This window comes from Roseovarius sp. (assembly GCF_048262375.1).
Taxonomy (GTDB): Bacteria; Pseudomonadota; Alphaproteobacteria; order Rhodobacterales; family Rhodobacteraceae; genus Roseovarius.
Genome location: NZ_JBLXFE010000042.1, coordinates 1 through 11,064, shown reverse-complemented (window position 1 = coordinate 11,064; position 11,064 = coordinate 1). Strand labels below are relative to the sequence as shown.

The window sequence follows — 11,064 nt, the reverse complement described above, 5'->3', positions numbered from 1 at the left end:
TCCGGGGATGCATTCGGCGGATATCTGTTGTTCCGTCATGATCACCGATCTGGGCGATGCGGACCCCAAGGCGGTGCTGGACGCGGCGCAGTCGGTCACGCATTTCGGACCGGGCGGGCGCCGCGCGGGGGACCGGATCGAGGTGTCTGCCGACCTGATGGAGGGGTTTCACGCGAACCCGTTCCTGAACAACCCGAAGTCGCTGCGCATGGCCGAAGAGCACATGGGCACACAGGGCGACGGCTTTTCTTATGCATAGTTTTTGTGGTCAAGATACTTGATCCACTACGCTGGTTGAAATATTTATTACCTAACGCTTTTCGATCAGGTTAGGAAGCGCTGTGCCGCAGGATCTCACTGAACTCTCCACCGACGCATTCGTCCGCGCCTCCTTCGATGACGCAAATAACAGAGAGCGCCAGCGAGAGATCCAGGCCGAAAGGTATCGGCGCGCGCCCAACGGGGACACATCCGCTCTGAAACGCCGCCTCAAGTTCGGGATGGGCATCCTCGATAAGGATGACATCGGTCCGCGAGGCTAAGATGGCATCCATCCTCTTTCCAGATCCTGACAGGCTTGCCGAGCACAGCCCGGAATTTTCCGTCCTGTCTCACATCCCCATCGTCCTGCATCCGACCGGCGCCGTATTCACGGAAGCCACCGATTACCTTCGGGACCGCGCCCTCATGATCTGGCGCAACGGACGTAGGAAATCCCCCTCTGCCGGAAGTGTTCGGCAGTTCGCCTACAACCTCTCCAACTTCCTCGACTGGTGCGACGAGATGGATCTCGACTGGCGCGGCATCGACCGCGGCCACGACGCCGAACCTCGCAGCCTTGTCGGCTACGCCCGCATGATGGCGGATGGCCGATGGTCCGACGACGGTCCGATCTCGCGCGCCACCATCGAGGCACGCCTATCGGTCGCTCTCGATTATCTCTCCTATGCCGCAGCCGCGCCGCGCAGATGGCGCGGTTCTTTCGACGACGCGCCCATTCTTGGCTACGGACAGGTCGCCTCCGCCGACAGGCGTTGTGCGATCCCTTCCAAAGCCGATGTCGCAACCTGGCTCGATCGCCTCCGGGTCGAGACCTACCCCGCGCAGCACCTGATGACGCAGGCCATCTTCGAGACCGGCCTCCGGCGTGAAGAAGCCGTCGCCATCCGTTCCAGTCAGATCCCTCCGCCCGAGGCCTTCTACCCCGGCCCCTACCAGCACATCGAGATCAGCTACGGCACCAAGGGTGGCCGCGATCCCGCTGACTCGGATCGGAAAGGAAAACCACGCACGATCCGCGTGCGCACCGACTTCCTTGAACGCCTCTACCTTCACGCGCGGAACCCGAAGGAGCGGCCTGCCGCCCTTGCCGTATTCCGTGAGCGGCATCCGGGCGAGAAGGCTCCCGATCACCTCTTCCTCAATCCTGAGACCGGCTCTCCCTACTCCATCGCGCAACCGAACAAGCTCTTCAAGCGCGCCGCGCCCGCGCCGATGTCGCCCTGGACTCCCCACATGGGCCGGCACTTCTGGGCATGCTGGACCCTGCTCGAGCTCCTCCAAGAGGAGGCACATCTTGCTGGTCTTCGTCGAGGAGACCTCCTGCCCTCGACGCTCAAGGAGTTCGGCCATTCCAGCCTGCTGCGCCTGAAGCAATATCTCGGGCACGTCTCCGAGGAGACAACCGATATCTACCTGGCATGGGCCTCCGAACACCTCCGGATCAATCTCATGGAGGATTCGCGATGAAGAGCCTGCGCAAATCTCGGCGCCTCGACGCGACCGTTGCCGATCTCGCGCGGGTCGAGCCCGACGCATCCCACCTGACCTGGCTTACGACCGACCATCTCTGCGGGACGGTGCGATACGATTTGTCCGAGTTCGAGACAGGATACGCGGGCGGCGATGCCCGCAAGGAACCCTTTGAGGGACGTCCGGATTTCCTCAGGGAATTGGCACCAGCCCTCCGCGAGCTGACGCGCGGCGTTTCTCCGGATGTCGGCGAACGGCGTATGGTCGCCTTGCGTCATTTCTTCCGCTTTCTCGATCGTCGAAACTCCGCCTCCAAGAGCAGGAGGGATACCTCCCTGCGGTCCATCACATCCGAGACCGGCTATCTCTATCGCAGCTATTTGTTGGAGACCCCGCGGCGGGTGAACCCTGTCCTTCTCGCGAATACGCACGAGATCCTGGAAGTCGCGCGGCGCCTCGCTGGACTTCCTGCCGTCGAATGGCCCATCATCCGCAAGTCCAACACGCCTCAAGTTCATCGTGATGTCGACCCGCTTGCAGTAGCGCGCATCCGGGCCTTTGCCCTCCGTCGCTTTCGCCGGGGTGTTCGTGTGGACGTTGACGCCACGATACCAGTCAGCGGCGACGACCCACTCGACACTGCCTGCGTCTCCGGCGTCATCCTCGAGGACATCGAGGCGGCCATCCTCAATGACACCAGCCTTCCCGAAGACCGACATAAATTCCGAACACAGGCCTTCGCGCACCATCGCCGCGCGAAACGCATGAAGGCAGGCCTCAACCGGGAGGAGACGACCCCGGCCTACATCTCCCGCTTCGTTCCGACCTCCGAAGAGATCATGGCCGCCTACGTCGTCATCGCCGCCGAGACCGGCTGGATAGACACAGCCAAGGGCATCGACATCACAGGGCAATGGTTCATCCCCCGCGATCTCAACGGGTCAGAGCCAGATTGCCACGACCGCGGCATCGTCATCGCACGTCGCCCCAAGACTCGCGATCTGATGCGTCATGTCAGCACCATGTCCCCGCTCAGCGTTCACGGCATCGTCAGCCGTCTTGAGGAGCGCTCCCGCTTCATGCGCGAGCTTGTCCAGCGCCGGATTGAGGCTGTGCGCAACCGTATCGCCCAGTCCTCCGATCCGGAGAACGAGATCCAGCGGCTCGAGGCTCGGTTGCGCTCGCCGTTCCTTTTCTACAGTCACACGGCCAAAGGCGTGAAGCGTGTCGAGATGATCGACAGCGCCTGGCGCCATTTCGAAGACCTTAAGAAAGCCCTTCTCGCAACGCGAAGCGCACAATCTTGGTCAGATGAAGAGAGGGAGGCCATCGCTGCGATCCAGTTCTCCGACCTTCGTGACGGCTTCGCCGACCGGGTGTTCGAGGAGAGTGGCGGGAATCTCTTTGCCGTGAAAGCATCACTCGGCCATCGCCGGACCTCCAGCACAACGCATTACCTGACCCAACGCCGACAGGTCGTTATCTCCTTCCAGAAATTTGCAGCCTTTACCGGCGTCCTCATCGAGGAAGTAGAGAGTGGGTTCAGGATCGACCCGAAAACCCTCATGGCCCGCTGCTACGTCGCGGATCAGATCAGGACCCTCAGCCCGGAGCAACGCGCGGCACTCGCCGGTCCCAGGACGCGAATGGGCATGGGATGCTCAGCCCCCACCGATCCTCCAGCTGAGCTCGCGCCTGGCCACAGGTCAGGTGACATTTGCTCCGTCCAGCGATGCGTTCTCTGCCGGCATGGCTTTTTCTTCCCGGATGAACCCGGCGCCATGTCGGCTCTCGCGGAGCGTCTCGGCGAAATCCACAACGCTCGCACCACCATGCCGATCGACCTCTTCAATCGCTCAAGCCTCCATGTCGAAATGGCCGGCATCGAGCACGCGCGCGACATCTTCTTCTCTGCCCGGGCGGACGAGTTCGAGGCGATCGTGGAAGCGGCGCTGCAGGACATTTCCAAGGGCCGCCGGCCCTCCATCGAGCCGCCTCATGGCGCCAGTCCCGGGAGCCTTGCATGACGCGCACAATCCGCCTTGAGCATGTTCTCAAGGACAACACCAAAGATCTTGCCTTCGGGCTCGACGCATGGCGCACCGACTGGTCGGACCTCGTCGCCGATCGCGCCTTCTTCGGCATCGATATGGATGATGATGTCTGGAGGTTTCCAGACGCCTTGTTTCGCCGGAAGACGACGGATGCATTGCGCCGCATCGACTTTTGCCGTGTGCTCCCGGAAGCGTGGCTTCGGAATGACACGCGATCGGAAACTCTTCTCCGTCGCGTCAAGCGCATGGTGCGCGTGCTGGCTGTCAGTGGCCTGTCGTCGACCCGGAAAACGAGCGCGAAGGGAACCTCATCCGTCTCGCGCGCGATGGGTGCGCTGACCCTGGTCACCACAGCCCAGGATCTCCTTTCCGCGGTCAAAGCACTCGTAGAAGAGGGGCTGATCGACTTCACCCGCAGCGATGACTGCCCGGATGGTGGCCCGATCTTCTCCCATCTCGACGAGGCGGACTTCAAGATCGCCTGGGAGGCCGGTGGAAAGCATTTTCGGGCCGCGTTCAACCGCCTGTGCGACGTTCGAGATCGCGGACTACTCGACGACTGGGTAAGCTTCGCCCGGCCGATGGAAGTGCGCCCAACCCGGAGCGGCGCCAATGCCACCGAGGTCTACGACGACGCGTATTTCACTGACATCATCCAGGCTGCCTTGGAATGGAGCGCGATCGGCGCTGACATCGGCAGCATCGTCCAGAATATCTCCGGCATCGACAGCGACGGCATGGTGGCATCCGCTCTCGCCGATGCGCGGCGCAAGGTTTTGAGCGAATACCGCGGGCAGACCTTCTCTGCCCGGACGATCTTCGCCTACCAGACGCTCTTCGCAGACGGCCCGTTGGAAAACCTCGTCGACACGTCGCGCCCTGTGGATGCCCTGGTTCGGGTCTTCAATACCGTCCAGGTCTCGAACGCCCTGTTGCTCACGGTCGCGACCGGCATGCGGCCGGCCGAGCTCGACGACCTCCCTCGCGATTGCCTCGCCGAGGGGCCTGTCGGTCCGATCCTGAAGGGTGCTGCCTTCAAGACCGCGGACGAGCCTCACGGCGATCCCCGGGACTGGCCCCTCCCGTCGCGCGCCGTCGAGATGCTGCGCCGACAGATTGCCCTGGCCGATATCGTCGACCCGGATGGTCTCTACCTCTGGGTCGATCCCCCGATGGGGCACGGGCAAGACAAGGACATTCCGGTCTCTGTCCGCATGCGCGACACCTATCGTTGCCTATGCGGCCCGGATGGGGTTCCGTTTGCTGTCCGCGGCGCTGTCACCGTCTATCGCACGCGCACATCCATCGCCCGCCTGCTCGCCCTGTCGGTCCAAGGCGGCCCGCACATCCTCTATACCGTATACGGGCATCGCAATATCGAAGAAACCATGGGTTACTACCGCGCCCGCGGAGACTTCGAGCAGGAACTCTCCGAGACAATCGACGCAGTCTCGACGGCACTCGGAGAAGACCTAATCTCGCAATTCGACGATGGCGAACTCCCAGCCCGCACGGCGCGGCTTGTGCAGACAACCCTCGATACACTTTCGGAGGCGCCATCGCTTCGGAACGGTCCTGACGCAACTGGCTACGATCGTCTGGCCGATGCGGCCCGCATTCTTGGCACCGGTGTCGAGCTGGTCCGACCGGGGGTTCTCTGCACGGCGCGCGGCACGGGCCGCGGAGCCTGTGCAGATGCTTCCGGCCTACGCGAGCCCGCAAACTGCACCGATGGGTGCCGCTACCGCTTCGAGACCGCCATCGCCCTACAGGATCGCAAGATCCGGGCCGAGGCACACCTGGCCGAACTCGCCAAGCTCGATCGGAGCGACGTCTTTCGCTACCGCTTCGCCAGGGACGGCCTGCTCGCGGCTCTCGGGTCTTTCGAAGGTGTTCTCGGGCCATACCGGACCGACGCCCGGGTGCGCGAGGTCTTCTCCCTCTTTGATGAAGACGAGATTTACGTCCTTTGTGAAAACCATCGCATCACCTTCGATCTCGCCATGGAGGCTTCATCATGAGCGACAATCCCACACCCCTCGCAAAATACCACGCCGAGCAGGCCGAAGAGACCCGGCAGCGGCTTCGTGATGCAATGGCGACCATGGAAGGCGAGATCGCGGCCGCGCCGGACGGCACCTATCCCGAGAACAAGGGCCGCATTTCGCAGGCCGAGATCTGCCGCCGCGCGGGGGTCTCGGAGAGCGTCCCGAAGCAGCCTCATCAACACGAGATCCGCCAGGAGATGAAGAACTGGATCGCCCGCCTGAAGAAAAGCGGGCCAGTGACCCGCAAGGACGCCACCGAGCGCCGTCGCGAGACGCTGGCCGAACTCCAGGCTGGCTTCGCCGTGCTTGCTGCGGATGTGTCCGCCTACCGGCTGCGCATCCACGACCTCGAAAAGGAACTTGCCCGACGCGATCGCCAGCTTGCGGACGAGAAGGAGCTGACGAAGGAGCTTCGCCAGAAGTTTTTTCAATCGACACAGGGCGGGACGGTGACCTCGTTGCGAGGTGATCAGTGAGGGTCAAGCGAGGTCCTGAAGCCGGGCGGGAGGCTGTCGCCAAACTTGAATCTCTCATCTCTGAGACCGAAGCCCGATCGGAAACCCTTCCTCTGAACGGGAAGGCTCTGCACCTCGGCAAGATCTGCGAGGCCCTCGGCGTCGGACGTGCGACCGTGCATCAGACCCCGGCCTTCGAGACCGGATTGCGCGCCTATCCCTGCTACAACATCAGCGCGCGCCTGACACGCCCTTCTGTCCAGCGGTTGCTCAACATCGGCGAGGCAGGCAAGCACTCGCATTACCGAGACCGCTACCAGGATTGCTACGCACTCGACGAAGCAGAAGATTGACGCCTCCGCCCGGCTTGCTCGGGATTTCGGAGTGAAACCCGACGAGTCCGTTGGCGAAGGAATGCCCATGACCAAATTTACTGGAAAAGACCTGATCGATATGGGCTACGCGCCCGCCAAATGGTTCGGCCAGGTTCTGACCGCCGCAAACCAAGGCGGCATGAATTCCGCTTCTGTTCGCGCGATGGCTGAAGATCACGTCGCCCGGGAAACACAGGTCATTCCGCCGCAGGCTGGCCTGGATTTCGTGCGTTTCATAAACCCGGAAAACGAGGCTGAGACGGACAACGCTGAAGCCGTCTTCGCGACGATGGCCGAACTCATGAAAACGCCGACTGTCGTCGCCGGCGCCGTCATGCCGGATGCCTGCCCCGCTGGGGCGCTCGGGACGATCCCCGTCGGCGGTGTCGTCTCGACCCGCAACGCCGTGCACCCGGGAATGCATTCCGCTGATGTGTGCTGTTCCCTGATGACCACGGATCTTGGTGCCGTCAATCCGGCTCGCGCCCTCGATATCGCGCACGAGCTGTGCCACTTCGGTCCTGGTGGTCACCGGACACCGGTGGATTCGATCCCGGAGGAAATGGTCGACCGCATCACCAATAATCCGTTCTACATCACTGATGTCGCTCTCGAGCTGGCGCGCCATCACCTGCGCACTGTCGGCGCGTCCAACCACTTCGTGTATATCGGGCGCTCGGAAACGACCGGCAACGTTCATCTGGTTACCCATCACGGGTCCCGCGGATTCGGTGCACATCTGTTCAAAAACGGCATGAAGGCCGCGGAAACGTTCCGTCGAAAGCACTCGCCGGAGACACTGAAGCAAAACTCATGGATCGAACTCGATAGCCAGGAAGGTGCGGACTACATGGACGGTCTTGCCATCGCCCACGACTGGACGCACCTGAACCACTCCTCGCTTCACGACGCGGTCCTCGCAGCACTGGGCGTCGAAGGCAGCGAGCGCCTGTTCTCACCGCACAACTTCGTCTTCCGGGACCCGAAGGACCCGTCGGTGATCCATCACGCCAAGGGTGCGACCCCGGTCGATCCCGACATGCTGACCGATCGCCACGACACCATGATCATTCCGATGAACATGGCCGAGCCCGTCCTGATGGTTCAGCCCGGACCCCGGAACGCCACCGGGTTCGCGCCGCACGGCGCCGGTCGGGTGATGACGCGGACCGCGCACCGCAAGATCCACGACGGCGTGCCCGAAGAGGAACTCGTTGCCCGCGAAACCCAGGGAATCGATGCCCGCTTCTACTGCGGCATCCCGGATACCTCGGAACTGCCGTCCGCTTACAAGTCGGCCGCCAGCGTGCAGCGCGACATGCAGGCATTCGGGCTCGCCGATGTCCTCGACCGCATCATGCCCTTCGGGTGCATTATGGCAGGCGACATCGAGCGCAACGCACCCTGGCGTAAGAAATCTTGAACACAATGCCCGGCGCATTTCTGCGCCGGGCATTGTGTTCCGTTGCGAGGAAGCGCCATGATCCCGCTGCCAGAAGAATACCTCCAGTTCGAAGAAATGTGAATCCCGGAGACGAAATGGACAGCGGAAGCGGTCGGGTGATCTGACCGTCGCGGAGAAAAAGTCCGCATCTTGAGCCCGCGACGAGCGCCGCCTCCTCCGGCTTCAAAAACAGCTGGCCTCGGTCAAATTGCTCATCATCGACGAATTGGGTGTCAATCGGCCCTTTAATTGCGGTTTGCCCATCAGTGATCCTATGGACGAAGTTTGGGCGGTGAGCGGCCGTTCGCGGTCCCTTGCGCGAACGGCCGCAATGGTGCCGTGTCCGGACGGTCCGGTGGGACACCAGGCGGTAAGCTGCCAATCAGCGTCTGGGCCACAAGGCGCAGTTTGCCTGGTCCGCTTGTGACCCCAAGGCGGTCGTTTCAAGTTCACCGACGCCTTCCCGAACCCCGACATTGCGTGCACGCCCACTACGGCGGGATTGGGGCCGTCAGGGCAACAGGCTCGATCAGTTGATCAAGGATACGGTAACCCGCATATCGCAGTTGACGCAGGATGGAACGGACATCGGCCCGGCGCTGACGGCGTTCTCGGCCGATCGCTCCGTCAGAATCATGTCGATCCACAAGAGCAAGGGGCTGGAGTTTCACGCCGTGATCGTGATGGGCGTCGAAAACGAGACATTCTGGGGAAAGATCGCCGAGGAGCGATGACGCATTCCGTGCGGTGGGAGGCCTGAACAAACTGACCTGTCGCGCACCGCGCGGCAGGTTATTGTATTTTCGGCAGATTTTCTGAGGGTCGAAACAAGAAAAAACAGGCGGGAAATCCGAGACTTTTTTCTCGGAGACTGAATCCTGATGCTTGAACGAAGAAAAATCGAAAATTTCAGATTTTTCTCCTTCTGTTTCAGAAGATACGGCCAATATCCTTTGATCACAAGCTTGTCTTTCGCGCGAGGCGAAGATCGCGGACGAGTGTCCGTATCAACTTCAATCCATGCGGATTTTCTGGTCTTTGGTCGAAAAACGACTCGAGGCGGAGCCGCGGAAATCCGAGGTTCTGATGGCAGGCTTGGCAACTTTCAATTTCAAGCTCTCGCAGCTCTATCCGGGCGCAGGGGAGCACTCCATCAATACCTGCGCGAACCCGGACTGTTCCAACTTCGGAGAGCAGTTGACCGATCGGGCGACCCGCATGTCGAGATGGAGGAAAAGGCGACCGGACGCTTCTCCGGAGCAGCTACAGCTCGTCGAGACGCACGGGCCCGGGGCCTACAAGCTCGCCGGAGCTGACAAGAAACATCGCCGCGTCTCGCGCGTGTTCACCTATCAGGACGACCCGCATGTGTGGTCCGATCAGCGCACGGTCCGGTGCTTGGGCCAGACGCACGAGGGCGTCATCTGCGACTCCGGCTTCTCGATCCTGTCGCCGGATCACCTCAAAGAGGAGATCGACAGGCTCAGGAACTTCAATGGCGTTCTCGACGGGCCCTCCTGCGGAGCCTGTGGCAAGCGATTTTTGGATGATCCTGACGAATTCGCCCTCGACGGTGTCCATGAGCGGTCGAAAGACAGCAAAGGAAAGCCAATCCGCAAGAAAAAGTCGCCTTCGTCTCTTCGCGTGCTCCACAAGCCGTGCCGGGGGCAGAAAGGCGCGCGCTTCTCCGTCTCGCTGCCCCACGCCGGACAGAAGACGACCGCCGACAATCTCAGGATACTCGGGGCGGTGCTAAACAGCGCGGGGATCGTCGACATACAGCGGATGATCGGGACCGCCGCAACCGGCAAGAAGATCGGCATGTCCCGGATCTACGACCGGATCGAATGGCTGGAAGGGGTCTTTCTGGCCTACGAGCGCGAGATGCTGCGCCGATGGAAGAACAAGGTTGATCGAAGCGGTGAAGCCGTCGAGCACCTTCTCAGCCACGACGACATGGTCCTCACCGTGAACTGGGAGACCTCGACAGACCGACGGAACACGCAACTCAACTGCGCGATCACCGCTGACGCCCGCAGTGGCTATGTTTACCGGCTCGATGTCGACTTCGACCCGCGTGCCACGCCTCTGGACATGTTCAACGCCACCTACCTCGATGAGGTCGGGATGCCGCAGAACCTCGAACAACAGTATCCCAACAGCAAGGTGCGAACGGCCCCGAAATTCTCGTGGCAACGGCCGACTGGACGGTATCACGAACCGCAGTTCTTCGCCGCCTGCGTCAACGAGATCAAGGCATTCCAGAGCCGGGCGAAACGCCGAATGCCGAAGAGGGACAAAGCCCAGCGGACCGAGAGGGACGAGGTGATCGGACGCACGAACGGCATGATCGCCAACATCCGGATGATCTCGGAGGGATGGTTCGGCTTTCCGATCGACGAATCAGAGGAGCGTGGCTCGTTCAAGGGCGTCACGACCAAGGATATCTACACCAAGGGCGCCCATTTCGCACTTCTGAAGGAGATGCTCCCGCGTGGGTCGATTGTCCTGACCACGGAACAGGAAGCGACCCTACCGCCCCTGTTGCCGCATATCTTCGACGAGGAGATCCGGGAGGACCGGTTCGCGTGGCTGGCCATGACATTCAACAAGAAGGCCACGAAGCCGGAAAAGCTCGGGAAGGTGAAGGAGTATCGCAAGGCGCGAAAACGCTTCCACAACGACGGCATGTATACCGGGCGCTTCGACCCCGGAACGGACGCGCAGACAGTGAGCGAGGCTTTCATCGCCGACCGTATGGAGACGGCTCTCCGGGGCACCGCCGCGCATTTCCAGATCTCGAACTACCGATCCGAAGCCTTCCCTTTGCTCTGGGTTAGGGCCTCTACCCAGGCGAGCGGAGAGATCGACAAGACCGTCGGTTTCCCCATCCTGCCACGTCATCTGCGCAGGACGTTGAAGAAGGTGGCGTTCGAC

9 protein-coding genes and 2 pseudogenes are annotated in these 11,064 nt (G+C 61.7%); 10 read left to right on the top strand and 1 reads right to left on the bottom strand.

What is annotated here, in order from left to right; translation table 11 throughout:
* Positions 1 to 259: pseudogene (locus ACN0SW_RS19550) on the top strand (RNA-splicing ligase RtcB); the annotation flags it as partial.
* 70 nt (positions 260 to 329) lie between these two features.
* Here the strand turns inward: ACN0SW_RS19550 and ACN0SW_RS19545 are convergent.
* Positions 330 to 554 (bottom strand): hypothetical protein, encoded by a 225-nt coding sequence (locus ACN0SW_RS19545; protein ID WP_417729588.1) that lies wholly within the window; start codon positions 552 to 554, stop codon positions 330 to 332.
* On the opposite strand from ACN0SW_RS19545, the gene ACN0SW_RS19540 reads away from it, so the two are divergent.
* The 9 genes and pseudogenes from ACN0SW_RS19540 to ACN0SW_RS19500 form a co-directional block, all read left to right on the top strand.
* Entirely contained in the window at positions 544 to 1,749 is a 1,206-nt protein-coding gene (locus tag ACN0SW_RS19540; protein ID WP_417729587.1) for a hypothetical protein, read from the top strand. The two genes, ACN0SW_RS19545 and ACN0SW_RS19540, sit on opposite strands and share 11 nt — an antisense overlap.
* Positions 1,746 to 3,779, top strand: coding sequence for a hypothetical protein (locus ACN0SW_RS19535; protein ID WP_417729586.1), 2,034 nt, complete (start codon positions 1,746 to 1,748; stop codon positions 3,777 to 3,779). Before ACN0SW_RS19540 ends, ACN0SW_RS19535 begins: the two co-directional genes overlap by 4 nt.
* On the top strand, positions 3,776 to 5,827 hold the full coding sequence (locus ACN0SW_RS19530; protein WP_417729585.1) for a hypothetical protein: 2,052 nt from the start codon (positions 3,776 to 3,778) through the stop codon (positions 5,825 to 5,827). Before ACN0SW_RS19535 ends, ACN0SW_RS19530 begins: the two co-directional genes overlap by 4 nt.
* Positions 5,824 to 6,330 (top strand): hypothetical protein, encoded by a 507-nt coding sequence (locus tag ACN0SW_RS19525; RefSeq protein ID WP_417729584.1) that lies wholly within the window; start codon positions 5,824 to 5,826, stop codon positions 6,328 to 6,330. The genes ACN0SW_RS19530 and ACN0SW_RS19525 overlap by 4 nt, the downstream gene beginning before the upstream one ends.
* A 155-nt stretch (positions 6,331 to 6,485) precedes the next feature.
* Entirely contained in the window at positions 6,486 to 6,662 is a 177-nt protein-coding gene (locus ACN0SW_RS19520) for a hypothetical protein (protein WP_417729583.1), read from the top strand.
* Positions 6,663 to 6,729: 67 nt separating this feature from the next.
* Positions 6,730 to 8,106, top strand: coding sequence for an RtcB family protein (locus ACN0SW_RS19515; RefSeq protein WP_417729582.1), 1,377 nt, complete (start codon positions 6,730 to 6,732; stop codon positions 8,104 to 8,106).
* A 175-nt stretch (positions 8,107 to 8,281) separates the two neighbouring features.
* Positions 8,282 to 8,359, top strand: a pseudogene (locus tag ACN0SW_RS19510) (ATP-binding protein); the annotation flags it as partial.
* A gap of 244 nt (positions 8,360 to 8,603) precedes the next feature.
* Positions 8,604 to 8,861 (top strand): 3'-5' exonuclease, encoded by a 258-nt coding sequence (locus ACN0SW_RS19505; protein WP_417729581.1) that lies wholly within the window; start codon positions 8,604 to 8,606, stop codon positions 8,859 to 8,861.
* A 286-nt stretch (positions 8,862 to 9,147) separates the two neighbouring features.
* A partial coding sequence (locus tag ACN0SW_RS19500) for a hypothetical protein (protein ID WP_417729580.1) occupies positions 9,148 to 11,064 on the top strand: 1,917 nt, incomplete at its 3' end.

Bases quoted from the DNA above. Each gene is read 5' to 3' on its own strand.
- ACN0SW_RS19540 (WP_417729587.1), top strand. From the start codon at position 544: ATGGCATCCATCCTCTTTCCAGATCCTGACAGGCTTGCCGAGCACAGC.
- ACN0SW_RS19545 (WP_417729588.1), bottom strand. From the start codon at position 554: ATGGATGCCATCTTAGCCTCGCGGACCGATGTCATCCTTATCGAGGAT.
- ACN0SW_RS19535 (WP_417729586.1), top strand. From the start codon at position 1,746: ATGAAGAGCCTGCGCAAATCTCGGCGCCTCGACGCGACCGTTGCCGAT.
- ACN0SW_RS19530 (WP_417729585.1), top strand. From the start codon at position 3,776: ATGACGCGCACAATCCGCCTTGAGCATGTTCTCAAGGACAACACCAAA.
- ACN0SW_RS19515 (WP_417729582.1), top strand. From the start codon at position 6,730: ATGACCAAATTTACTGGAAAAGACCTGATCGATATGGGCTACGCGCCC.
- ACN0SW_RS19525 (WP_417729584.1), top strand. From the start codon at position 5,824: ATGAGCGACAATCCCACACCCCTCGCAAAATACCACGCCGAGCAGGCC.